This is a genomic window from Streptomyces sp. HUAS ZL42, assembly GCF_040782645.1.
GTDB lineage: Bacteria > Actinomycetota > Actinomycetes > Streptomycetales > Streptomycetaceae > Streptomyces.
In genome coordinates, this window is sequence record NZ_CP160403.1 from 6,082,067 (window position 1) to 6,105,533 (window position 23,467).

Genomic DNA, 23,467 nt, shown 5'->3' on the forward strand with positions numbered 1-23,467 from the left:
GGCCTCGTACGTCCTCCTAAGACAGGCCACCCCCGGCCATGGTTCCGAGCGTGTCGAGCAGACCATACGGCCCCGGACCCCCTTTGTTCGCCCCCTCGAACAACTCGACCCCGTCACGGTCTTGTCCGGAACGCTGCTGAGAGGCTAGCTTCTCATTGGATAGAAAGCGCTTGCCATGACGCTCATCAGGTAAGGGGCGTACGCGGCGCGCACAACCGCGTACGACGCTGCGTACGACACCTACGAAGGGACCGACGTGACACGCAAGACGGTGCGTATCGCCATGAACGGCGTGACCGGGCGCATGGGCTACCGCCAGCACCTCGTCCGCTCCATCCTTGCCATCCGCGAGCAGGGCGGCCTCGACCTCGGCGACGGCACCGTGCTGTGGCCCGAACCGATCCTGGTGGGCCGCCGCGAGCACGCGCTGAAGGCGCTCGCCGAGCAGCACGGCCTCGATCACATCTCGACGGACGTGGACGCGGTCCTCGCCGACGAGACCGTCGACATCTACTTCGACGCCCAGGTGACCTCCGCCCGCGAGGAGGCCCTCAAGAAGGCGATCGCGGCGGGCAAGCACATCTACACGGAGAAGCCGACCGCCACCGGCCTCGACGGAGCGCTGGAACTCGCCCGGCTGGCCGCCGCGGCCGGCATCAAGCACGGCGTCGTCCAGGACAAGCTCTTCCTCCCCGGACTCCTCAAGCTGAAGCGCCTCATCGACGGCGGCTTCTTCGGCCGGATCCTCTCCGTCCGCGGCGAGTTCGGCTACTGGGTCTTCGAGGGCGACTGGCAGGTCGCCCAGCGTCCCTCCTGGAACTACCGCGCCGAGGACGGCGGCGGCATCGTCGTCGACATGTTCCCGCACTGGGAGTACGTGCTCCACGAGCTGTTCGGCCGGGTGAAGTCCGTCCAGGCCATCGCCACCACCCACATCCCGCAGCGCTGGGACGAGAACGGCAAGCCCTACGACGCCACCGCCGACGACGCCGCGTACGGCATCTTCGAGCTCGACGGCGGCGCCATCGCCCAGATCAACTCCTCCTGGGCGGTCCGCGTCAACCGCGACGAACTGGTGGAGTTCCAGGTGGACGGCACCGAGGGCTCGGCGGTCGCCGGCCTGCGCAACTGCCGCGTCCAGCACCGCTCCGCCACCCCCAAGCCGGTCTGGAACCCCGACATCCCCGCCACCGAGGTCTTCCGTGACCAGTGGCAGGAGGTGCCGGACAACGCCGAGTTCGACAACGGCTTCAAGGCCCAGTGGGAGCTGTTCCTCAAGCACGTGTACGCCGACGCCCCCTACCACTGGGACCTCCTGGCCGGCGCCCGCGGCGTCCAGCTCGCCGAGCTGGGCCTGAGGTCCTCGGTCGAGGGCCGCCGTATCGACGTACCGGAGATCTCGCTGTGACCCTCCAGCTCCCGGACAGCAGCGGGGTCCTGCGGACGTACGAACCCCGCGCGGAACCCCTCGCCCTCACCCCCGGCGCCCCCTTCGCCTCCCGTACGGTCTTCTCGGCGGCGCACGTCGTCGCCGACCCGTACGCGGACGTGTCGCCCGACTCGCCCGCCGCCGTCGACTGGGACGCCACCCTCGCCTTCCGCCGCCACCTGTGGTCCCACGGGCTCGGCGTCGCCGAGGCCATGGACACCGCCCAGCGCGGCATGGGCCTGGACTGGGCGGGCGCGGCGGAGCTGATCCGCCGCAGCGCCGCGGAGGCTCGCGCCGTCGGCGGCCGGATCGCCTGCGGCGTCGGCACCGACCAGTTGACCGGCCCGGCGATCCTGGCGGAGGTCCGGGCTGCCTACGAGGAGCAGCTCGCCCTCGTCGAGGAGTCCGGCGCCCAGGCGATCCTGATGGCCTCCCGTGCCCTCGCCGCCGCCGCGTCCGGCCCCGAGGACTACCTCGAGGTCTACGGCCACCTCCTGCGCCAGGCCGCCGAGCCGGTGATCCTGCACTGGCTCGGCCCGATGTTCGACCCCGCGCTGGAGGGTTACTGGGGATCGGGCGACCTCGACACGGCCACCGACACCTTCCTCGAGGTCATCGCCGCCCACCCCGACAAGGTGGACGGCATCAAGGTCTCCCTGCTGGACGCCCAGCGGGAGATCGACCTGCGTCGCCGCCTCCCGCAGGGCGTGCGCTGCTACACCGGCGACGACTTCAACTACCCCGAGCTGATCGCGGGCGACGAGAAGGGCTTCAGCCACGCCCTGCTCGGCATCTTCGACCCGCTGGGCCCGCTGGCGGCGGAGGCGGTCCGCGTCCTCGACACCGGGAACGTGGCCGGCTTCCGCGAACTCCTCGACCCCACCGTCGAGTTGTCCCGCCACCTCTTCCAGGCGCCGACCCGCTTCTACAAGACGGGCGTGGTCTTCCTGGCCTGGCTCGCGGGCCACCAGTCCCACTTCACCATGGTCGGCGGCCTGCAGTCGGCCCGCTCCCTCCCGCACTTCGCCCGCGCCTACGAACTCGCCGACGGACTGGGCCTGTTCCCTGACCCGAAGCTGGCCGAGGAGCGGATGAAGAACCTGCTGTCCCTGTACGGGGTGACCCGATGACCGATCTCGCACGCTTCTCCATCAACCAGATGACGGTCAAGCAGCTGTCGATGCCGGAACTGGTCGACGCCTGCCTGGAGCTGGGCGTCCCCGGCATCGGCCTCTGGCGCGAGCCCGTCCAGTCGTACGGCCTGGAGGCGACCGCGAAACTGGTCCGCGACGCGGGCCTGACGGTCACCACCCTGTGCCGGGGCGGCTTCTTCACGGCGATCGACCCGGACGCGCGGTCCCGCGCCCTGGACGACAACCGCCGGGCGATCGACGAGGCGGCCACCCTCGGCACGGACACACTGGTCCTGGTCTCGGGCGGCCTGCCGGCCGGTTCGAAGGACCTGCACGGCGCACGGGAGCGCATCGCGGACGCGCTGGCAGAGCTGGGCCCGTACGCGGAGGACCGCGGCGTCCGTCTGGCCATCGAACCGCTCCACCCGATGTACGCCTCCGACCGCTGCGTCGTCTCCACCCTCGCCCAGGCCCTGGACCTCGCGGAACGCTTCCCCGCGCACCAGGTCGGGGTGACCGTGGACACGTACCACATCTGGTGGGACGACACGGCACCGCAGCAGATCGCCCGCGCGGGCGCCGGCGGCCGCATCCACACCTTCCAGCTCGCCGACTGGACCACACCGCTGCCGGAGGGCGTCCTCAACGGCCGCGGCCAGATCGGCGACGGCTCGATCGACATGCGGGAGTGGAAGGGCCATGTGGAGGCGGCCGGTTACAGCGGTCCCATCGAAGTCGAGCTGTTCAACGAGGAGTTGTGGGCGCGGGACGGGCGTGAGGTGCTGGCGGAAACGGCGGCACGGTTCGTGGAGCACGTGATCGAATGACTGTGTGAGCAAAACGCGATCGCTACGGCAGGGCGACCCGTGGAAACCCCTCACGGCGGCAGCAGCGTCCCCAACGGCCCCAGGTCGAGGTTGAGGTCCTCCATGGTCAGGCCGTAGCGGTCGCACAGCTCGGCCATGCGGTCGTGGAGGATCATCAGGGTCAGGCCGAGCCGTTCCTCCTGCTCCTCCGTCAGATTGCCGGCGTCCACGCGATGCAGGGCCTGTCGCTCCATCAGCTGCCGCAGCAACTCGACGATGGTGAGGACCAGTCTGACGAGGTCCCGTTCCACCGTGTCGGGGTCGGTGCGCAGACGGCGCGCGGCGGCCGCGCCCCGGCCGGCGGGCGGCGGGGCGACATCGTCCGGGCGGGCGGGCAGCAGAGAGAACGCACGGGTCGCGGCCTCGGCCACCTCCCGCAGCCGGTCGGCGGGCGGGCCCTCGGAGTCAGACGGGTTCGTCACCGTGGTCGTCCTGTCCCGTGTACGCCCGTCCCGGAAGGACGACCCCCCACTGTTCGTCCATCTGCTCCTGGATGGAGACGATCACCGCGCGCAGCGAGATCCTCACCAGGTCGATGTCCGAAACCGACAGGACGAGATCGCCGGTGAGCACCACGCCGCCGCTCAGCAGCCGGTCGAGCAGATCGATCAGCGCCACCGGCGTCCGGTTCGCCGGGCGGTCGTCGTAGTCGTCGTACGCGCTCACCGGTTCGGAGCCCTTTCCCGGGCTTCGGCCGACGACGGGGGCAGGGCGAAGGAGTACGGGGCCCACGGTCCCGTGACCTCCACCCGGACGCCGGGAAGTCCGTCGGCGGCGTGCTGCATCCGGCTGCGGAACTCCTCCGTCAGGTGGCGGGGAACCAGGTAGGCGTCATTGGAGACGTTCTCGCCGGACTCCCGGGCCAGGTCCCCCTGTTGAGGCCGGTGCCTGGCGCGCTCCACCGCCAGGCCGACGGCCTGCGCCTCGGTCCGCCTGACGGCCTCCTCGGCGGCCCGCCACGTCTCCTCACGCGCCTGGCGCTGGTACCGGCGCTGTCGCAGGTACGCGCGTCCCGGGTTCGGCTCGTCCGCCGGACGCCCCTCGCTCGCGGCCGACTGGGCGGGCGGAGCCTCGGCGTAGACCTTCACGCCCCATTCCACGTGGTCGGCGAGCCGGTCCAGCAGCGCGGTGAACGCCTCCTGCCGATCGCTCAGCATCTCGCGGACCCGGTCGTCGTCGAGGTAGACGGTGGCCAGCCGCAGGGGAAGGACCGTGGTGTACGCGGCCAGCCTCTCGATGACGAGGTGGTGCGCCCGGGCCGTCGCCTCCAGCCAGCCCAAGTCCTCCAGCCGGACCTTCAGCGCCGCCTCCGAGAACTCCTCCCAGGGCACGGCGCTCACCGCGGCGGCGAGCGCGCCCGCATGTGCCAGCGTGACAGCGGTACCCGTCACGCCAGGGACGTCGGAGAGCGCGGTCCGCTCCAGCGAGGGGGAGAACCGGACCACGGCGTATGCGTAGCTCAGCTGACCGTTCACGGGCCTCGGCTCCGGTCCTCGTCGTCCGCTTCGTCATCGGCGTCTTCGGCCCGGCGCCGTTTACGCCGCGGCTCCGTACGGGACTTCCGCTCGGTTTCGCGCGAGCGCTCAGTCCCGCGAGAGCGCTCCGTCTCGCGCGGTCGGCGGCGCTCCGTTGATCCGTCCCCGGCCAGTTCCGGCCGGGACTCCTCGACCTGCCGGCGCAACTGCTTCACCTCGGCGCGCAGACGCTCGTTCTGCTCCTTGAGGGAACGCCGGCCGTCCGCCATGGACGACAGGGCGGGATCGTGCTCCCACCAGTCGATGCCGATCTCCTTCGCCTTGTCGACCGAAGCGACCAGGAGACGGAGTTTGATGGTGAGCAGCTCGATGTCCAGCAGGTTGATCTTGATGTCACCGACGATGACGATGCCCTTGTCGAGCACCCGTTCAAGAATGTCGGCAAGGTTCGCGCCGCCGGACCCCTGACCGTACGGGTAGAGGCTCCGCGACGGCGTGGGAGCGCCGGAGTCGGACTGGGTCACAGCACACTCAACCTCTCAGTTCCGCCCTTCGTCTTCGGATTCCTCCTCCCAGTCCCCTTCCTCGTCGTCGTAGCGCGCGTCGCCTTCCTCGTCCTCCTCGTCCTCTACGTCGTCCTCCTCGTCGAACCGGTCCTCCGGTTCTTCCTCTTCCTCTTCTTCCTCTTCCTCCGCGGCCTCTTCCTCCTCATCCTCCTCAGCGCGGCCCTCCGCTTCCTCCTCCTCGCGGACCACCTCGCCCTCCTGGATCTCCCCGCGCCAGCCCCCGGTGGCCTCTCCGCGCATCATCACGAACGTGCGGTAGAGCTTCAGATCGAGCCGTGCGCGGCGGCCCTGGGCCCGCATCAGGCCGCCGACCCTCTCGACCACTCCCTTGGGGAAGTACTCGAGGACGAGCAGCACCTTGGTGAGGTTCTCCCCGAGCGGATGGAAGGTGACGACCCCCTTGGTCGTGGCCTTGTCACCCTCGGACGTCCAGGCGATCCGCTCGTCGGGCACCTGTTCCGTGATGTTGCCGCGCCAGTGACGGCTCGCCTTGGCGATCTTCACGTGCCACTGCGTGGTCGTGTCGTCCTCCTGCTCGACGTCGACCACGCCCTTGGCGAACCGGTCGAACTCCTGGAACTGCGTCCACTGGTCGTACGCCTCGCGCACCGGGACGCCCACGTCGATGTCCTCGATGATGGTGAGCCCCCGGCCGGTGCCACCCTCGGGGCCCTTGCCGTGCCCCGCCTCAGTGACGTCCTTCGCCTTCTCGGCGACTCCCTTCGCCTTGTCCATCAGCGCGTCCTTGGCATGGGACGCGGTCGCGGTCAGCACCGAACCCGTCGGCAGCTGCCCGCCCAGCTTCTTGGCACCCTTGCCCACGGCCGTGGCCAGCCCCTGAGGGCTCATGTGCGCTTCGCCCAGCCGGCGCGCTCCCTCGCCCAGCCGGTGGCCGAAACCCTCCAGCATCAGCTCCAGACGAGTCTCGATGTAGTGCTCCAGCTCTTCCTTCAGCCGGTTCGCGCCCGGGCTCTGCTGTGCCTGCTCACGGACCTTGGTGAGGGCCCCGGCACCCGCCGAACGGCCTCCCGCCGCCTTCCCCTCAGCCATCGCCCTGCCTCCTCGACCGTGAGGTGCCGCTCTGCGCACGGCTCGGGGCGGCGGTCGTCTTCTTCTTGCGCGGCTCGCTCTCCTGGCCCGACCCGCGGTGCTCCGTCTTCTCCCGCCCGGTGCTCCGCCGCGCCGGGGCCTTCCGTGCCCGGCTCTGCCGCTCCTCGCTCTGCCCCTCCCTGCTCCGGCCCGCCTCGGCCCGGCTGCCTTCCTCGCCCTCGGGCTCTTCGTCCTCGCGACCCTCGGCCTCTTCGGCCGCGCGTTCCTCGGCCCGGCCCTCTTCGCCCTCGCCCTCGTGATGGGCTCTTTCCTGAAGTCCCTCGGTGCGCGCGTGGATTGCGTCGGCCAGATTCTCCGCCTTCGCGGTCAGCACGGAGGTCGCCGCGGCCTTGCTCGCGTCCGCCAGCTCGGTGCGCACCTGCTTGCGGACGGTGCTGAGGAAGGGGGTGTCGAGCGCCTTGCCGAGCTGCCCGGGCCTGATCCGCGATCCTGCCAGGGCCGCCCCGAGGCCGATGGCGAGCTTGGCCTTCTTCGTCCGGCCCAGCGCGTAACCACCGAGGAGAGCCGCGCCTATCTTGGCGTTGTTCATGATCTCGTCTTCTTTCCTTGCCCCTCGCGGCCTGCTCCCGGTCACGGTCCGGGCTGCCCGCCCCGTTGCAGCTGATAGGCCTTGATCTCCTCCAGGCGGTGCAGCAGTTCCTCCTCGCGCTCTTCGAACTCCTCTTCGTCGATGCGGCCCTCGGTCCGCTCCCGCTCCAGGTTCGCGAGCGCCTCCTGCACCGGAGTGGGGTCGTAGGCCTCGTCCTCCGCGGCCATGACCAGCTTGTCGACCACCCAGCCGATGCCCCTGACCGGAGCGATCGGCAGCGTCAGGATCCCGGTGATCAGTCCCACACCGCCTCCTCGTGCCGTTCGAACGTCCGGACTCGGGTCAGACGAAGCTGTACGGCGGAAGCGGACCCAGCAGCCGGATCTCCACGCCCTGTTCGTCGTAGCGCTCAGCCAGCTCCTGGCCGGCCTGTGCGAACTCCTTGGTCCGGTCCTCGTCCACCAGGAAGGACGCGCTCACGAAGTACTGCTGGGACGGCGGCGCGACCTGCTCGGACAGGGCGAGCGGCCTCAGCTCGCCGAGGACCTCCTCGGCAAGTGCCTCCTGGCGGTTCTGCACCTCCTGAGCCACCAGTTCACCGAGCGCCAGCCGGTCCTCGTACGTCCCTTCGCCCTCGCGGGTCGCCTCGTTGAGCTCACGAGCCCGGTCGTTCTCCTCGAGAATGGCGCGCAGCAGCGTGTCCTCGTCCTGGACTCCCTTGAGGTTGAACTCCACCCGCCCGGTGAGGTCGTCGATGCGCTGGGAGAACTCCTCGGCCATCTCCTCCAGCACAGCGCGTACGGCGTCCTCGTCCTGCGCGACGAACCCGAAGCTCAGCGGCAGGGTCGTACCGTCGGCCCACAGCCGCCCCTGGACCTCGTGGTGCGCCTCCACGTCCCGGCGTTTGACGGAGAGGTCCTCCGGTGTCTCACTGACGACGGCGCACAGGGAGTCACCGCGCACGACGCGTATCTCGGAGGTCCCCTCCCCGACGCCCTTGAGGCCGTCGAGGCGCAGCGGATGCGATGCCTTGGTGATCGCGTACACGTACAGGGACATCGGCGCGCTCACTCCTCCCGGTCTCTCGAGGAACGGCGGCTCGAGCCGCGTTCGGGTTCCTTCTCACGCTTGCGGTCGCTGTCGTCGCCGCGCCCCTTCAGCGAATCGCTGACCGCCTCGACCGCGCCGGTCAGCGCCCCTTTGCTCTTGCCCTTGGCGCCGCCCTCCTCGACACTCTGGACGACGTCCGTCAGCTGTGCGGGGGCCTTGCGGCCCGACTCCAGGTCCTGCCGGTTGCAGGCCTCGGCGAAGCGCAGATACGTGTCGACGCTGGCCACGACCACCCGGGCGTCGACCTTGGCTATCTCGATACCGATGAGGGACACCCGTACGAACGCGTCGATGACCAGGCCCCGGTCGAGGACCAGCTCCAGCACGTCGTAGAGATTGCCCGAGCCTCCGGCGGGTCCGGCCTCCCCGCCGGCCTGCGGTACCACGGTCACTGGACTTTTCCCTTCCGACGAAGGGGAGCCGCACTCAGCGGCTGTTGTTCTCTCTGTCGACCTGCGAGCGCGTGTAGCGGCGTCCGCGTTCGTACGCCATCAGCTTGCCCGTCGGGTCCAGAACGACCTGGTAGCTGGCCATGACGCTGCTCGTCTCCGGAACGCGCTCCAGCTCCACCACCTCGACCTCGGCCTCCCAGCCCTGCTCGGTCGGCTTCAGCGAGGAAACCGACTCGGGAGCCCGTCCCAGCAACTCGGTGAGCTGCTCGGTCGCGCTCCGCATCGCCTCGGGGGCGGACACCCGCTCCTCGGTGGAGGCCTTTTCCGATGTGGAGGCCTTCTCCGACGAGGTATCTGCCTTCTTCGGCTCACGGTCGTTCGTGATCCATCACCTTCTTCTCCATGTCAATCATCGGCCTCCCCCACAGCACCTGCCACTCGGGGACCGGCCGCCGGCAAAAAGATCTCCAAGAATCTGGCCGGAGACCGTGCAACCCTTTGCGCGCCACGTGTGTCGTACATGGCGTCGGAACTTCTGGAGGGGGATCTGGGGGGATCGCGGGGGTTCTGGCAGGAGGGGAAAACCCGAGGGGCCCGGTCGACGGACCGGGCCCCTCGAAGCTGTCCGGGCTCAGAAGAACACCCCGCACCGCAGCAGCACGTTCGCGTACGGCCGCGCTTCCCCGGTGCGTACGACCAGACGCGCCCCGGCCGACAGCTCCTTCAGCCTCTCGTGCGGCACGAGCACCAGCTCGGCGAAGCGGCCGTCCAGCAGCGCCGAAGCCGCCGGATTGGCGTCCCGCACCTCCGCGGCGCCGTCGCGCCCTCCACGACCAGCTCGGACAGCGGTCCGTCCAGCACCTCGGCGAAGGACGGCACCCCGGCGCGGAAGGCGAGGTCCACCACCCTCGGCCCGTCCGGTATCGGCATGCCGGCGTCGCACACCAGCACCCCGTCACCGTGCCCCAGCTCGGCCGGCGCACCGGGCAGATGACGATTGAGGATTCCCGCCTCCTTCACAGGGCGGAGACCTCCGCCGACGTCGGGAACGACTCCTGCGCACCTCGCTTCGTGACGGCCGCCGCCCCGACCCGGGCCGCGTATCGGGCCGCCTCCGCCAGGGAGGCCCCGGCGCCCAGCCGGAACGCCAGCGCCGCGGTGAACGCGTCTCCGGCGCCCGTCGTGTCCACGGCGTCCACCTTCACGGACGCCACCCGCGCGACCCCCGCGGAGGAGGCCACCAGCGCCCCTTCCGCGCCCAGCGTCACGACCACCGAACGCGGCCCCTTCGCCAGCAGCGACCGCGCCCAGTCCTCCGGCTCCCCGTCCCCGCCCGCGTCGCCGAGGATCACCTTCGCCTCGTGCTCGTTGACGATCAGCGGGTCGCAGGCCGCCAGCACCTCGTCCGGCAGCGGCCGCGGCGGGGAGGGGTTCAGCACGAAGCGGCCGTCCGGCGCCAGGTTCCGTACGACCTCCACGACCGTCTCCAGCGGGATCTCCAGCTGTGCCGACACCACCCGCGAGGCCTGGAGGAGGCCGGCCGCGGCCCGTACGTCCTGCGGCGTCAGACGGCCGTTCGCGCCCGGCGACACCACGATGCTGTTGTCCCCGGACGGGTCCACCGTGATCAGCGCGACGCCCGTCGGCGCCCCGCCGACCAGGACGCCCGCCGTGTCGACCCCGGCCGCCCGCTGCGAGTCGAGCAGCAGCCGGCCGTGCGCGTCGTCGCCGACCCGGGCCAGCAGGGCCGTACGGGCGCCGAGGCGGGCGGCCGCGACCGCCTGGTTCGCGCCCTTGCCACCCGGGTGGACGGCCAGATCGGAGCCGAGCACCGTCTCGCCGGCGCCCGGCCGCCGCTCGACGCCGATCACCAGGTCGGCGTTGGCCGATCCCACGACCAGGAGGTCGTAGTCGTACATGAAAGGACTCCTCTACTACGTACATGGAACGGTTGCTGAGGGTGGGCAGGGCCCGGTCCATCTTCGGGGACGTCACCGGCCGCCGCGCGAGCGGCGTACGACGACCCGCGACACGCGCACGGATCGCGTCCAGGCACCGAGTGCCACCCATCGAAAGCGCTCAAGGGCGGACTTGTCCGCAGGCGACCCACGCTGTCGGACCCCGGCGGTAGCGTCGGATCATGTCCAATCAGGTGGGGAACGCGGCGTCGGCTACCGCAGCACGGCACTTGGCCGTGCTCGAAGGGGTCCTCGAGCGGATCACGTACGCCAACGAGGAGAACGGCTACACGGTCGCCCGGGTCGACACCGGCCGAGGCGGCGGCGATCTCCTCACCGTCGTGGGCGCGCTGCTGGGCGCCCAGGTCGGCGAGTCCCTGCGCATGGAGGGCCGCTGGGGCTCGCACCCGCAATACGGCAAGCAGTTCACCGTCGAGAACTACACGACCGTGCTGCCGGCCACCGTCCAGGGCATCCGCCGCTACCTGGGTTCGGGGCTGGTCAAGGGCATCGGCCCCGTCTTCGCCGACCGCATCACCCAGCACTTCGGCCTGGACACCCTGCAGATCATCGAGGAGGAGCCGAAACGCCTCATCGAGGTCCCCGGCCTGGGGCCCAAGCGCACCAAGAAGATCGCCGACGCCTGGGAGGAGCAGAAGGCGATCAAGGAGGTCATGCTCTTCCTCCAGACGGTGGAGGTGTCCACGTCGATCGCCGTGCGCATCTACAAGAAGTACGGCGACGCCTCGATCTCCGTCGTCAGGAACCAGCCCTACCGGCTGGCGGCGGACGTATGGGGCATCGGCTTCCTCACCGCCGACAGGATCGCCCAGTCGGTCGGCATCCCGCACGACAGCCCGGAGCGCGTCAAGGCGGGCCTGCAGTACGCGCTGTCGCAGTCCACCGACCAGGGCCACTGCTTCCTTCCGGAGGAACAGCTGATCGCGGACGCGGTCAAGCTGCTGCAGGTCGACACCGGGCTCGTCATCGAGTGCCTCGGCGAGCTGGCCCAGGTGCCGGAGGACGGCTCCGATCCGGGTGTCGTACGGGAGAAGGTGCCGGGACCGGACGGCACCCCCGTCACCGCGATCTGGCTCGTCCCCTTCCACCGGGCCGAACTCTCCCTCTCCGCTCAGCTGTTGCGCCTCCTGCGCACGGACGAGGACCGTATGCCGGGCTTCCGGCAGGTCACCTGGGACAAGGCGCTGACCTGGCTGAAGGGCCGTACGGGCGCCGACCTCGCCCCCGAGCAGGAGGCCGCCGTCAAGCTGGCGCTGACCGAGAAGGTCGCCGTCCTCACCGGCGGGCCCGGCTGCGGCAAGTCCTTCACGGTCCGTTCCGTCGTGGAGCTGGCCCGCGCCAAGAAGGCGAAGGTCGTGCTCGCCGCCCCCACCGGCCGCGCCGCCAAGCGCCTCGCCGAGCTGACCGGAGCCGAGGCGTCCACCGTCCACCGGCTGCTTGAGCTCAAGCCCGGCGGCGACGCGGCCTACGACAGGGACCGCCCGCTGGACGCCGACCTGGTGGTCGTGGACGAGGCCTCCATGCTGGACCTCCTCCTCGCCAACAAGCTGGTGAAGGCGGTCCCGCCGGGGGCGCACCTGCTGTTCGTCGGAGATGTCGACCAGCTGCCCAGCGTCGGCGCCGGCGAGGTGCTGCGCGACCTGCTCGCCGACGGCAGCCCGGTCCCCGCGGTCCGCCTCACCCGGGTCTTCCGGCAGGCCCAGCAGTCCGGCGTGGTGACCAACGCGCACCGGATCAACTCCGGGAAGCACCCGGTCACCGACGGCATGAAGGACTTCTTCCTGTTCGTCGAGGACGACACGGAGGAGGCCGGGCGGCTCACCGTGGACGTGGCCGCCCGTCGTATCCCGGCCAGGTTCGGGCTCGACCCGCGCCGGGACGTCCAGGTGCTCGCCCCCATGCACCGCGGTCCCGCCGGCGCGGGCACGCTCAACGGCCTGCTCCAGCAGGCCATCACACCCGGCCGCCCGGACCTGTCCGAGAAGCGGTTCGGCGGCCGGGTCTTCCGCGTCGGCGACAAGGTCACGCAGATTCGCAACAATTACGAGAAGGGGAGCAACGGTGTCTTCAACGGCACCGTGGGCGTGGTCACCTCGCTCGACCCGGTCGACCAGCGCCTGACGGTGCTGACGGACGAGGACGAGGAGGTCCCGTACGAATTCGATGAACTGGACGAACTGGCACATGCGTACGCGGTGACCATTCACCGCTCCCAGGGAAGTGAATATCCCGCCGTGGTGATCCCGGTCACCACCGGCGCCTGGATGATGCTCCAGCGGAACCTGCTCTACACCGCCGTGACCCGCGCCAAGAAGCTGGTCGTCCTTGTCGGTTCACGCAAGGCGATCGCGCAGGCGGTGCGCACCGTGTCGGCGGGACGCCGGTGCACGGCACTCGACTTCCGGCTCTCCGGCTCCTGACCTCGCGGATCGCGGTCCGGTCGTGAGGCATCACAAAAAATGATCGATCAAACGAGTCGCGAAGGTCACAGAGCACTTCCAGATGGAGCACGAAGGGGGCAGGATGAGCAAGTTGGCGGCACTGAGTGCCGCCAGTAAGCCCAATGGTCGACCCCGAGTGCACTCTCCTGCGCCAAATGGGGGATGGTAGAGACAGTCAGGGCAACCTCGAAGATGAGGCACAACGTCGGTGAGGGAAGACGTGAGCGACAACTCTGTAGTACTGCGGTACGGCGACGGCGAGTACACCTACCCGGTGATCGACAGCACCGTCGGTGACAAGGGCTTCGACATCGGGAAGCTCCGGGCCCAGACCGGCCTCGTGACCCTGGACAGCGGCTACGGCAACACCGCCGCCTATAAATCCGCGATCACCTACCTCGACGGTGAGCAGGGCATCCTCCGGTACCGCGGCTACCCGATCGAGCAGCTGGCGGAACGCTCCAGCTTCGTGGAGGTCGCCTACCTGCTGATCAACGGCGAGCTGCCGACCGTCGACGAGCTTTCGGCCTTCAAGAACGACATCACGCAGCACACCCTGCTGCACGAGGACGTCAAGAACTTCTACAAGGGCTTCCCGCGCGACGCCCACCCGATGGCGATGCTGTCGTCGGTCGTCTCCGCGCTGTCCACGTTCTACCAGGACAGCCACAACCCGTTCGACGAGAAGCAGCGCAACCTCTCCACGATCCGCCTGCTCGCCAAGCTTCCGACGATCGCGGCGTACGCGTACAAGAAGTCGATCGGTCACCCGTTCGTCTACCCGCGCAACGACCTCGGCTACGTCGAGAACTTCCTGCGCATGACCTTCTCGGTGCCGGCTCAGGAGTACGAGCTGGACCCGGTCGTCGTCTCCGCCCTCGACAAGCTGCTGATCCTGCACGCCGACCACGAGCAGAACTGCTCGACGTCGACGGTCCGCCTGGTCGGCTCCTCGCAGGCGAACATGTTCGCGTCGATCTCGGCCGGCATCTCCGCCCTCTGGGGCCCGCTGCACGGCGGCGCCAACCAGTCCGTCCTGGAGATGCTCGAGGGCATCCAGGCGGGCGGCGGCGATGTCGACTCCTTCATCGCCAAGGTGAAGAACAAGGAGGACGGCGTCCGCCTGATGGGCTTCGGCCACCGGGTGTACAAGTCCTTCGACCCTCGCGCGAAGATCATCAAGGCTGCCGCGCACGATGTCCTCTCGGCCCTCGGCAAGTCCGACGAGCTGCTGGACATCGCGCTGAAGCTGGAGGAGCACGCGCTCTCCGACGACTACTTCGTCTCGCGCAACCTCTACCCGAACGTGGACTTCTACACGGGCCTCATCTACCGCGCGATGGGCTTCCCGACCGAGATGTTCACGGTCCTGTTCGCCCTCGGCCGCCTGCCGGGCTGGATCGCCCAGTGGCACGAGATGATCAAGGAACCGGGCTCCCGCATCGGCCGCCCCCGCCAGATCTACACGGGTGTCGTGGAGCGCGACTTCGTGCCGGTCGAGGAGCGCTGAGACCTTCCGGTAGGGGCGCCGGCGTGTCCGGTGCCCCCTGCTGGGGCTGCGCCCCCTCGCTTCGGGGGTGGCATCTGTTCACCGGGGAGCGCGCACGAGAGTGTTTCGGCTGGGGCGCCGGATGCGGCGCCTGCGTGCGGGGCCCCCGCTCCACCGGCGAGATGATTCCGGGCCTCCCCGTCGCCTCTGGCCGCAACCACATGGCCAGGTCGTGAGCGACTCCGCCCTCCCGGCTCGGACCACGGGCACGATCCATGGCCCCGCCCGCGACGTCGGTCGGGTGCGGGGCCGCCGCACGCACCCGCACCGGCACACGTGAACGCATAGCGGAAGGCGCCCCGGCGCCGGTCCCCCCACGGGCCGACGACCAGGGCGCCTTCCCATGTCCCGGTGCGGATTCCCCCCACGGGATCCGGCCGGGCGTTATGGAGGACAGCGCCTGAATCGCTGCATCTCTTTGTGCGGTTGTTGAGCAGAACGAGCAAGACTCGCCGTACTACTCGTTGTGTGCGATCTGCCGGGACAACGCACGCTGGGAGGGCCGCTCAAAGCTTCCCGGTGTACGTGCCCCGGCAACGCATCTCTGAGGAAGTCCCCCAAGACATCCCCAGATGCCAGTCCGCGCCCCCCAAGACGCTTCCTGACATCGTCAACTTAGACCTTCGAACCCCTTCGGTGGTTACCTTCACATCACTGTGATCTGCGTCTCTTGCATATGTCCCGTTAGATACGCAAGGGCCCGGATACAGCAATCGAGACCCCAGCGTAAGGATGATGCGAGAGCCTTGTGAAGAGCTTATGTGAGGCTCGCGCCGGACTCCAGAGGAACTCCCGCCCCGACTTGGCCCGAACTCCCGGTAACCGTCGGTAACTTCGGCCCGCGTCGGCGAAACGTCCGCAACCGCGGACTGTTCGTCACCACGAACACCGACGAGAAGGCCATCGTCGCCCCCGCGATCACCGGGTTCGGCGGCCCCGCGGCGGCCGGCGGCAGCGCCGCCACGTTGTAGCCGAAGGCCCAGACGAGGTTGCCCTTGATCGTGGTCAGCGTTCCACCGGGACGGTCGGATCGCGTCCGCGGCCACCCGCAGATCCCCGCGCACCAGCGTCAGATCGCCCGCCTCGATCGCCGCGTCCGTTCCCGTCCCCATCGCCAGTCCCGGATCCGGCGGTGGCAGCGCGGCCGCGTCGTTGACGCCGTCACCGCCCATGGCGACGGTCCGCCCCTCGCCCTGCAGCCGGCTATCGGCGCCTTGGCGGTGGTACTGGACATCCGTACTCCCAAAAGGGCTCCGGGGGGAGCGGGAGGGGTCGTACGTCGCCGGTCTCGACCGGTGACGTACGGCCCGCTGCCGGGAGGGCCGGGTTCAGGCGCGGCCGACCAGCTCGAAGCCCGCCTCGTCGACGGCGGCGCGCACGGCCTCGTCGTCCAGCGGGGCGGCGGAGACGACGGTGACCTCGCCGGTGGAGGCGACGGCCTTCACCGAGGTGACACCGGGGAGCCCGGAGATCTCGCCGGAGACGGCGCCCTCGCAGTGGCCGCAGCTCATCCCGCTCACCTTGTAGACGGCGGTGACGGAACCGGGGGTGTCGGTCTGGGCGGTCATGTCGTTCTCCTCGTCGAGCACGTGGGGCTGTCGGGCCCGCCGGGGCCCCTCCACTACCGAGACTATACCCCTAGGGGGTATTTCTCAAAGAGCGGTCGCGGCCGGCCTGCTCGACTCGACCCTGTCGTCCACCAGGGGCTCGAGGTAGCGGATCAGCGCGTTCTTCAGTTCCTGGATGTACGCGTCGCGCTCGGCGCCCTCGTGGGCGAGGACCAGTTCGAGGCCCGCCTTGTACAGCCCCAGGCACATGTGCGCGATACGCGTGAGGTCGTCCCGGGGCGCGTCGGGCAGGAACGAGGAGAGCAGGCCCTCGATGCGGGAGTGCAGGGTCGTGTGCAGGGCGTCGTGCTCCTCGGCGATCCGGCCCGGGATGTCGGGCCCGTGCATCAGCGCGAAGAACACCGGGTGCTCACAGTTGAAGGCGATGAACCGGTCGACTGCCGCGCTCACGGCCTCTTCCGGTGGCGTCCCCGGGTCGATCGGGGCGAGCGCCTCGCCGTACGTCTCCCGCATCTCGTGCATGAGCCGGTCGCCCAGCTCGATCGCGATGGCTTCCTTGTTCGGGAAGAACTGGTAGAGCGTGCCCGGCGAGACGCCCGCCTCGCGGGCGATGGCGTTGGTGCTGGCGGCGGTGTAGCCGGTCGTGCAGAAGACGGTGGCGGCGGCCTCGAGCAGCTGGGCGATCCGGCGCTCGCCGCGCGCCTGCCGGCGGCGCGGCTGTTCCTTCTCCTGGTTGTCGGACACGCGTTATCCCCAAGCTCTCTCAACGCGATTGACAAACACGAGCGGTCGCTCGCATTCTGGAGAAACGCGAGCGATGTCTCGTGTTTGCCAGTCTATGGCAATGCAATGGCACATCCATGCTGCCCGTTTGCGCGAACAGCACGGATCACGGTGAAGGGGACACCGCACAATGACCGAAGTCAACAAGCCACCGCGCATAGGCGGCTGGACCCGCTTCGTGACCGCCCGCCCCCGGTTGTCGCTGCTTGCGGCCCTGGTGCTCACCGTCCTCGCCGTGCTGGCCGGCAGCGGGGTCGCAGACCGGCTGGGCAGTGGAGGCTGGGAGGATCCCGGCGCGGAGTCGACGTATGCGACCAGGGCGCTGGAGGGCGAGTTCCCCGACTCCCAGCCCAATCTGCTGCTGCTCGTCGACTCGGGCGGTGCCTCGGTCGACGACGCGGCCGTCGCGGCCGAGGCGAGTCGGCTCGCCACCCGCCTGGCCGGCGAGAAGGGCGTGACCGGCGTCGGCTCCTACTGGCAGTCCAAGTCGCCCGCCCTGCGCGCGAAGGACGGCCACGAGGCGCTGATAGCCGCCCGCATCACGGGCGACGAGAAGGCGATGGGCGAGACCCTCGACCGCATCGCCCCGTCCTACCGCGGCACGCACGGCCCGGTGGAGGTCAGGGTCGGCGGCATCGTGGCCGTGCGGCACGAGATGCAGACGATCATCAAGGAGGACCTGACCCGCGCCGAGATGATCGCCCTGCCGATCACGCTGGTGCTCCTGGTGATGGTCTTCGGCAGCGCGATCGCGGCTCTGCTCCCGCTCGGCATCGGCATCGTCGCCATCCTGGGGACGAACGCGGTGCTGGGCGGCCTGGCGGAGTTCACCGACGTCTCGATCTTCGCGATGAACCTGACGACAGCCCTGGGGCTCGGCCTCGCCGTCGACTACGCCCTGTTCATCGTCCGCCGCTTCCGCGAGGAACTGTCCACCGGCGCCGAGCCGTTGACGGCCGTGGCCACCACCCTGCGCACGGCCGGCCGCACGGTCCTGTTCTCCGCGCTCACGGTGGCCGTGTCGCTGGCGGCGATGCTGGTCTTCCCGCAGTACTTCCTGCGCTCCTTCGCCTACGCCGGCATAGCGGTCGTCCTGCTGGCCGCGGCGGCCGCCCTGATCCTGCTCCCGGCGGCGCTGGTGCTGCTGGGCAACCGGGTCAACTCCCTGGACCTGCGCCGCCTGTTCCGCCGCGGAGGACGGCCCAAGGCGGCCGGCGCGGCGGACGGCGAGGAGGGTACGGCCTGGGCGCGCACGGCGACGCTGGTCATGCGCCGGGCCCCCTTCTTCGCCGTGGCGACCACGGCCGTCCTGGTCCTGCTCGGACTGCCCTTCCTGGGCGTGAAGTTCGGCACCGCGGACGACCGCCAGCTGCCCTCCTCCGCCGAATCGCACGTGGTGCAGCAGCACATCCGGGACGGCTTCCCGGGCAGCCCCGGCGGCGGACTCGAAGTCCTGGCCGAGGGCAGGGCGACACCGGCGCAGTACGCCGGCTACAAGGAGCGGATCGCCGCCCTGCCGGAGGTCGTGCGGGTCGACGGCCCGCTGGTGAAGGGAGACTCCGCGTACTTCACGGTGGTGCCCAAGGGCGAGGCCGTCGACGACGCCGCGCAGCGACTGGTGGGCGACCTGCGCGAGGTGAAGGCCCCCTTCGACACCAAGGTGACCGGCACGGCGGCCGTCCTCGTCGACTCCAAGCACGCGATAGCCGGGCAACTGCCCCTGGCCGGGGCCTTCATCGTGATCGTCACCCTGCTCCTGGTCTTCCTGCTGACCGGCAGCGTGCTGATACCGATCCAGGCGGTGGTCCTCAACGCGCTCAGCCTGACCGCGATGTTCGGCGCGGTGGTCTGGATCTTCCAGGACGGCCACCTCTCCGGCCTGCTCGGCTTCACCAGCCCCGGCTCGATAGAGACGACCCTTCCGGTCCTGATGTTCTGCGTGGCCTTCGGCCTCTCCATGGACTACGGCGTGTTCCTGCTGTCGCGCATCAAGGAGGAGTACGACAGGACAGGCGACCACGACCGGGCGGTCCGCCTCGGCCTGCAGCGCACGGGTGGCCTGATCACCGCGGCGGCGGTCATCCTCGCCGTCGTCATGGTCGCGATAGGCACCTCGCGCGTCACGAACACCAAGATGCTCGGCCTGGGCATCGCACTGGCGGTCCTGATGGACGCCATGGTGGTCCGCAGCCTGCTCGTCCCGGCGATCATGCGGCTCACGGGGCGGGCGACCTGGTGGGCTCCCGCACCGCTGCGGCGCTTCCACGACCGCTTCGGTCTGAGCGAGGGCGAGGCAGCGGCGGAACCCGAGGGCGAACGGGAGCGCGACAAGGTCGCGGCGCACGGTTAGCGTTCCCGGTGATCCCCCGGGGTGACGCGGGGGAGCGAGCGGAACAGGGGAGTCGCGGGATGCGGGCTGTGGTGTTCGAGCTGTACGGAGAGCCGGCCGAGGTGCGGGACGTGGCAGAGCCACGCCCCGCGGAGCACGGCGTGGTGGTGCGGGTCGAGGCCACCGGCCTGTGCCGCAGCGACTGGCACGGCTGGATGGGCCACGACCCGGACATCACCCTGCCGCACGTCCCCGGTCATGAACTCGCCGGTGTCGTGGAGGAGGTCGGCGCCCGGGTCACCGGCTGGCACCCCGGAGACCGGGTGACCGTCCCCTTCGTCTGCGCCTGTGGCAGCTGTCCGTCGTGTGCGGCGGGCGACCAGCAGGTGTGCGAACGGCAGACCCAGCCCGGCTTCACGCACTGGGGCTCCTTCGCCCAGTACGTGGCCCTCGACCACGCCGATGTGAACCTGGTCGCGATCCCCGAGGACCTGTCCTTCGCCACCGCGGCCGGGCTGGGCTGCCGGTTCGCCACGGCGTTCCGGGCGGTCGTGCAGCAGGGCCGGGTGGCGGCGGGGGAGTGGGTGGCAGTGCACGGCTGCGGGGGAGTGGGCCTGTCGGCGGTGATGATCGCGGCGGCGTCGGGAGCGAGAGTGATCGCGGTGGACGTGTCGCCGCAGGCCCTCGACCTGGCACGGAAGTTCGGGGCGGCGGGGTGCGTGGACGCGACACGGACGCCGGACACGGCGGTGGCGATCCGCGCGCTGACGGCCGGCGGTGCCCACCTTTCCCTCGACGCCCTCGGTTCCCCCGCCACCTGCGCGGCCTCCGTCAACGGTCTGCGCCGCCGCGGCCGCCACGTCCAGGTGGGACTCCTGCCCTCACCCGAGGGCACGACCCCCGTCCCCATGGCCCGGGCGATCGCCCTCGAACTCGAACTCCTCGGCAGCCACGGCATGGCGGCCCACACCTACCCCGGGATGCTGGAACTCGTCCGCGCGGGAGTGCTGCGCCCTGATTTTCTCGTGACCTCCACCATCTCGCTGGACGCGGCCCCGGCCGCACTGGCGGCGCTGGGCACGGCACCGGGCTCGGGCGTCACGGTCATCGAACCTTGGAGCTGAGCGCCGCCCACTCCCGGTCGAGGACGGCCATCAGCACCTCGTCCACCCACTCGCCCTCACGGAACGCGGCCTCCCGCCGCACTCCCTCCACCACGAAACCGACCTTCTCGTAGACGTGCCGGGCCCGGCCGTTGTTGCCGTACAGCTCCAACTGGATCCGGTGCAGGCCGAGTTGCTCGAAGCCGTGCCCGACGATCAGCCGGGTCGCCTCGGTGCCGAGCCCTCGGCCGCGGCCGCGCGGGCCCATCAGCGTACGGAAGGTGCAGCTGCGGGCGTCCGGATCCCACTCGTAAAGGACGACCTCGCCCACGAGTTCACCGGTGGCGCGGTCGGTGACGGCGAGGTCGAGCCGGTCGGGCTGCCCGGCCCGGGAGCCGTACCAGGAACGCAGTCGCTCCGGGGTGAGTTCGCTGTTCGGCACAAACGTGAAGCGGACGACCTCGGGGTCGCCGATGATTTCCCACATCACGTCGGCGTCCGCCTCGGTGAAGGGCCGCAGCACGGTTTTCTCGCCGGTGAGCACGGGTTTGACGGAGAAGTCCACGCACAGCACCGTGCACCACACCCCGTCGGAGGGCCGAGGCATTTTTGCCGGCTCAGCGCTGTCTCCGACCGCGGTTGCCGGGCCGGGAGGCGACCCACGCGCGGACGGTGTCCGCGTACCAGTAGGGCTTGCCGCCCTCCACATGGTCCGGCGGCGGCAGCATCCCGTGCTTGCGGTACGAGCGTACGGTGGCCGGCTGCACGCGGATGTGCGCGGCGATCTCCTTGTACGACCAGAGCATCCGGTCGGTCATGACGTGCACCTCCTGCCTGTGCCCCGTGAACGACGGAGATCGGGAGCAGGCAAGTGCCTGTGGGACGGCTGTGACAGCACACCCGCGTACACGCGACATCTGTGACAGGAACGGGGTGTTTGTGACACGGGTGGGGCAAAGGGGTGCGGGGGACGAAGGGACGCGGGGGACGACACGGCCCAAGCGCCGGACGGCAATGGTGGGCCGGACCCGCTGCGCCGGACCCGGCCCACCCGCTTCCCCGCCGCCCCCCGGGGGCAACTGGCCGGACGCACAGACTGCCCTCAGCGGACGGGACGGGTATTGGAAAAATTCGCACTACGGCCGGACGGGAGTACGAGACTCGTCGCCTCCCCGGACATCCGGTCGGCCCCCGGCGCGGTCCCGGCCGGCACGGTGCGCGCCAGGGTGAACTCCCTCGGCGTGCACCCCGTCATCGCCTTGAACTCCCCGCTGAGATGCGCCTGGTCGTAGAACCCGCAGGCCGCGGCCGTCTCCGCCTGACCCCGCCCCGCCGCCAGCAGCCGCCGCGCCCGCTGCAGCCGCAGGACCCGCGCCGCCGCCTTGGGCCCCAGCCCGATCTGCTCCCGGAAACGGTTCTCCAGATGGCGTACGCTCCAGCCGACCTCGTCGGCGAGCTGCGGCACCGGCACCGCGCCACCGGTCCGCACCAGCTCCGCCCAGGCCCGCCGCACCCGTGCCGAACTCGGCGTCCCTGCCGCGGACCAGCGCGCGAACACGTCGTCCAGCAACGCGAACCGGTGCTCCCAGCCGGGCAACGCGGCCAGCGCCGCGGCGAGTTCGCCGATGCGGGTGTGCAGGGCGTGCGGCAGGTCGTCGGGGTCGACGGTGCGATTGGCGAGTTCGTACTGCGGCGTCCCGAACATCGTGAACGCCGCCCACGGCATCAACATCACCTCGATACCGCCGAGCCGCCCGCTGTGCTCACCGACGGCGGGGGTGGTGGTAGGCCCGCAGTAGACGGAGACGAGAGTGTCGGTGGGCCGCCCCGCACGTGAGATCCGCACCGGTTGCTCGAACCCCAACAGCAGAGTCACGGCCCCGATCGGCGCCTCCAGCCTGCGCCGCGGCCGGTTCAGGGCGAGCCGAATACCGCGGTAACTGAGCACACCCGGCCGCAACCGCGGATGGGGCACCCCAAAGGCAAACTCCCAGGAGCCGCCGGGCCCATGCCCCGACCGGACATGCACACCATTTGTCATCCACCCATGCTGCAACGCCCTCAGGGGCGCGGGACAGTGTCGATATGCGGCTCCGCCGCGTGGGCGCGATCAACCACACACAACCCGCCCTCGCGCACACACAGAAGCGGGCAAACGAATAGGCGGCCCGCCACCCCCGGAGGGCTACGCCCCGCAGCTTCGCAGAAACGCCCGCGTCCGCCGAGCGATCGGCAACGGCGCATCCGCCTCGCACGGATACATGTCCTGCTCGACGATCGCGAAGAGATCGACCTCCAGCTTCTGCGCGGCCTCCAGGACGGGCCCGAGCGCAGGCACCCCGGACGGCGGCTCGCACATCACCCCACGCGCGACGGCGGGACCGAACGGCACCTGGTTGGCGCGCACGTCCGCCAGGATCTCCGGGTCCACCTGCTTGAGGTGCAGGTACCCGATCCGCTCGCCGTACGTCTCGATCAGCTTGACGCTGTCGCCGCCGCAGTACGCGTAGTGCCCCGTGTCCAGGCACAGCGACACCAGGGAGGAGTCCGTCCCGTCGAGGAAGCGGACGACGTTCTCCTCGCTGTCGATGTGGGTGTCGGCGTGCGGGTGGACGACGATCTGCAGCCCGTACCGCTCGCGCACCTCCCTGCCGAGACGCTCGGTCAGCGAGGTGAGATTCCGCCACTGCTCCGGCGTGAGGGTGTCCGGCTCCAGCACCTCGCCGGTCTTGTCGTCCCGCCAGAACGACGGGATGACGACCAGATGCCGGGCGCCCATGGCCTGCGCCAGCACCGCGTTGTCCGCGACGTGCGCCCAGGTCTTGTCCCACACGGCCTCGCCGTGGTGCAGGCCCGTGAAGACCGTGCCCGCCGACACCTTCAGCCTGCGTTTCGCCGTCTCCTCGGCGAGGACTGCCGGGTCGGTCGGCAGGTACCCGTACGGGCCCAGCTCGATCCACTCGTAGCCGGCCGACGCGACCTCGTCGAGGAAGCGCTGCCAGGGGACCTGCCGCGGGTCGTCCGGGAACCAGACGCCCCAGGAGTCGGGCGCCGATCCGATCCGGATGCGGGAGAGTGAGGACTGAGGTGACAACGACGTCATGG

Annotated in this window: 24 protein-coding genes and 2 pseudogenes; 7 read left to right on the top strand and 19 right to left on the bottom strand. The window is 70.2% G+C overall.

Annotation, left to right across the window (positions count from 1 at the left end; translation table 11 throughout):
* Positions 1–256: 256 nt before the first annotated feature.
* From ABZO29_RS27960 to ABZO29_RS27970, 3 genes are read left to right on the top strand one after another with little or no spacing between them, the layout of a single operon-like run.
* Positions 257–1,408 carry a Gfo/Idh/MocA family protein gene (locus tag ABZO29_RS27960; protein WP_367322932.1) on the top strand — a complete coding sequence of 384 codons (1,152 nt, stop codon included), beginning with the start codon at positions 257–259 and terminating at the stop codon, positions 1,406–1,408.
* The gene (locus ABZO29_RS27965; RefSeq protein WP_367322933.1) at positions 1,405–2,559 is read left to right on the top strand and encodes a dihydrodipicolinate synthase family protein; all 1,155 of its coding nucleotides are present in this window, start codon (positions 1,405–1,407) and stop codon (positions 2,557–2,559) included. The genes ABZO29_RS27960 and ABZO29_RS27965 overlap by 4 nt, the downstream gene beginning before the upstream one ends.
* A complete protein-coding gene (locus ABZO29_RS27970; RefSeq protein WP_367322934.1) occupies positions 2,556–3,389 on the top strand; it encodes a sugar phosphate isomerase/epimerase family protein in 834 nt (277 codons plus the stop codon). Before ABZO29_RS27965 ends, ABZO29_RS27970 begins: the two co-directional genes overlap by 4 nt.
* A gap of 50 nt (positions 3,390–3,439) precedes the next feature.
* Here the strand turns inward: ABZO29_RS27970 and ABZO29_RS27975 are convergent, their stop codons facing one another.
* The 12 genes and pseudogenes from ABZO29_RS27975 to ABZO29_RS28030 all read right to left on the bottom strand — a co-directional run bounded on the left by ABZO29_RS27975 (position 3,440) and on the right by ABZO29_RS28030 (position 10,529).
* Positions 3,440–3,850 (bottom strand): gas vesicle protein K, encoded by a 411-nt coding sequence (locus ABZO29_RS27975; protein WP_367322935.1) that lies wholly within the window; start codon positions 3,848–3,850, stop codon positions 3,440–3,442.
* Positions 3,834–4,094 (bottom strand): gas vesicle protein, encoded by a 261-nt coding sequence (locus ABZO29_RS27980; RefSeq protein WP_367322936.1) that lies wholly within the window; start codon positions 4,092–4,094, stop codon positions 3,834–3,836. The genes ABZO29_RS27975 and ABZO29_RS27980 overlap by 17 nt, the downstream gene beginning before the upstream one ends.
* Positions 4,091–4,903 (bottom strand): GvpL/GvpF family gas vesicle protein, encoded by an 813-nt coding sequence (locus ABZO29_RS27985; RefSeq protein WP_367322937.1) that lies wholly within the window; start codon positions 4,901–4,903, stop codon positions 4,091–4,093. The genes ABZO29_RS27980 and ABZO29_RS27985 overlap by 4 nt, the downstream gene beginning before the upstream one ends.
* Positions 4,900–5,427: a gas vesicle protein gene (locus ABZO29_RS27990; RefSeq protein ID WP_367322938.1), complete on the bottom strand. Its 528-nt coding sequence runs from the start codon at positions 5,425–5,427 to the stop codon at positions 4,900–4,902. Before ABZO29_RS27990 ends, ABZO29_RS27985 begins: the two co-directional genes overlap by 4 nt.
* Positions 5,428–5,442: 15 nt before the next feature.
* Positions 5,443–6,519: an SRPBCC family protein gene (locus ABZO29_RS27995; RefSeq protein WP_367322939.1), complete on the bottom strand. Its 1,077-nt coding sequence runs from the start codon at positions 6,517–6,519 to the stop codon at positions 5,443–5,445.
* Positions 6,512–7,108: an ABC transporter substrate-binding protein gene (locus ABZO29_RS28000; RefSeq protein WP_367322940.1), complete on the bottom strand. Its 597-nt coding sequence runs from the start codon at positions 7,106–7,108 to the stop codon at positions 6,512–6,514. The genes ABZO29_RS27995 and ABZO29_RS28000 overlap by 8 nt, the downstream gene beginning before the upstream one ends.
* Positions 7,109–7,149: 41 nt before the next feature.
* On the bottom strand, positions 7,150–7,413 hold the full coding sequence (locus ABZO29_RS28005) for a gas vesicle protein GvpG (protein ID WP_367322941.1): 264 nt from the start codon (positions 7,411–7,413) through the stop codon (positions 7,150–7,152).
* Between the two features lie 37 nt (positions 7,414–7,450).
* Complete coding sequence (locus tag ABZO29_RS28010; protein ID WP_367322942.1) at positions 7,451–8,167, bottom strand: GvpL/GvpF family gas vesicle protein; 717 nt, start codon at positions 8,165–8,167, stop codon at positions 7,451–7,453.
* 8 nt (positions 8,168–8,175) lie between these two features.
* Complete coding sequence (gene gvpJ / locus ABZO29_RS28015) at positions 8,176–8,610, bottom strand: gas vesicle protein GvpJ (protein ID WP_367322943.1); 435 nt, start codon at positions 8,608–8,610, stop codon at positions 8,176–8,178.
* 34 nt (positions 8,611–8,644) lie between these two features.
* A complete protein-coding gene (locus ABZO29_RS28020) occupies positions 8,645–8,995 on the bottom strand; it encodes a gas vesicle protein (RefSeq protein WP_367326268.1) in 351 nt (116 codons plus the stop codon).
* Between the two features lie 246 nt (positions 8,996–9,241).
* Positions 9,242–9,630 (bottom strand): annotated as a pseudogene (gene rbsD / locus ABZO29_RS28025) (D-ribose pyranase).
* Entirely contained in the window at positions 9,627–10,529 is a 903-nt protein-coding gene (locus ABZO29_RS28030; protein WP_367322944.1) for a ribokinase, read from the bottom strand. Before ABZO29_RS28030 ends, rbsD begins: the two are co-directional and overlap by 4 nt.
* 221 nt (positions 10,530–10,750) lie before the next feature.
* Between ABZO29_RS28030 and ABZO29_RS28035 the strand changes: the two genes are divergently transcribed.
* Together ABZO29_RS28035 and ABZO29_RS28040 are read left to right on the top strand one after the other, a co-directional pair.
* On the top strand, positions 10,751–13,009 hold the full coding sequence (locus ABZO29_RS28035; RefSeq protein WP_367322945.1) for an ATP-dependent RecD-like DNA helicase: 2,259 nt from the start codon (positions 10,751–10,753) through the stop codon (positions 13,007–13,009).
* Positions 13,010–13,250: 241 nt separating this feature from the next.
* Positions 13,251–14,540: a citrate synthase gene (locus ABZO29_RS28040; RefSeq protein ID WP_367322946.1), complete on the top strand. Its 1,290-nt coding sequence runs from the start codon at positions 13,251–13,253 to the stop codon at positions 14,538–14,540.
* Positions 14,541–15,426: 886 nt separating this feature from the next.
* On the opposite strand, the pseudogene ABZO29_RS28045 reads toward ABZO29_RS28040, so the two are convergent.
* The 3 genes and pseudogenes from ABZO29_RS28045 to ABZO29_RS28055 form a co-directional block, all read right to left on the bottom strand.
* Positions 15,427–15,781: pseudogene (locus tag ABZO29_RS28045) on the bottom strand (heavy metal translocating P-type ATPase); the annotation flags it as partial.
* Between the two features lie 126 nt (positions 15,782–15,907).
* Complete coding sequence (locus ABZO29_RS28050) at positions 15,908–16,147, bottom strand: heavy-metal-associated domain-containing protein (protein ID WP_367322947.1); 240 nt, start codon at positions 16,145–16,147, stop codon at positions 15,908–15,910.
* A gap of 84 nt (positions 16,148–16,231) precedes the next feature.
* On the bottom strand, positions 16,232–16,891 hold the full coding sequence (locus ABZO29_RS28055) for a TetR/AcrR family transcriptional regulator (protein ID WP_367322948.1): 660 nt from the start codon (positions 16,889–16,891) through the stop codon (positions 16,232–16,234).
* Between the two features lie 169 nt (positions 16,892–17,060).
* Between ABZO29_RS28055 and ABZO29_RS28060 the strand changes: the two genes are divergently transcribed.
* Positions 17,061–19,280, top strand: coding sequence for an MMPL family transporter (locus tag ABZO29_RS28060; RefSeq protein ID WP_367322949.1), 2,220 nt, complete (start codon positions 17,061–17,063; stop codon positions 19,278–19,280).
* A 59-nt stretch (positions 19,281–19,339) separates the two neighbouring features.
* Positions 19,340–20,383 carry a zinc-dependent alcohol dehydrogenase family protein gene (locus ABZO29_RS28065; protein WP_367322950.1) on the top strand — a complete coding sequence of 348 codons (1,044 nt, stop codon included), beginning with the start codon at positions 19,340–19,342 and terminating at the stop codon, positions 20,381–20,383.
* Here the strand turns inward: ABZO29_RS28065 and ABZO29_RS28070 are convergent.
* The 4 genes from ABZO29_RS28070 to ABZO29_RS28085 form a co-directional block, all read right to left on the bottom strand.
* Positions 20,364–20,969 carry a GNAT family N-acetyltransferase gene (locus ABZO29_RS28070; RefSeq protein ID WP_367322951.1) on the bottom strand — a complete coding sequence of 202 codons (606 nt, stop codon included), beginning with the start codon at positions 20,967–20,969 and terminating at the stop codon, positions 20,364–20,366. The two genes, ABZO29_RS28065 and ABZO29_RS28070, sit on opposite strands and share 20 nt — an antisense overlap.
* Positions 20,970–20,979: 10 nt before the next feature.
* Positions 20,980–21,180, bottom strand: coding sequence for a helix-turn-helix transcriptional regulator (locus ABZO29_RS28075; protein ID WP_367322952.1), 201 nt, complete (start codon positions 21,178–21,180; stop codon positions 20,980–20,982).
* A gap of 284 nt (positions 21,181–21,464) precedes the next feature.
* The gene (locus ABZO29_RS28080; protein WP_367326269.1) at positions 21,465–22,280 is read right to left on the bottom strand and encodes a helix-turn-helix domain-containing protein; all 816 of its coding nucleotides are present in this window, start codon (positions 22,278–22,280) and stop codon (positions 21,465–21,467) included.
* 267 nt (positions 22,281–22,547) lie between these two features.
* Entirely contained in the window at positions 22,548–23,465 is a 918-nt protein-coding gene (locus ABZO29_RS28085; protein ID WP_367322953.1) for a sugar phosphate isomerase/epimerase family protein, read from the bottom strand.
* Positions 23,466–23,467: the final 2 nt, after the last annotated feature.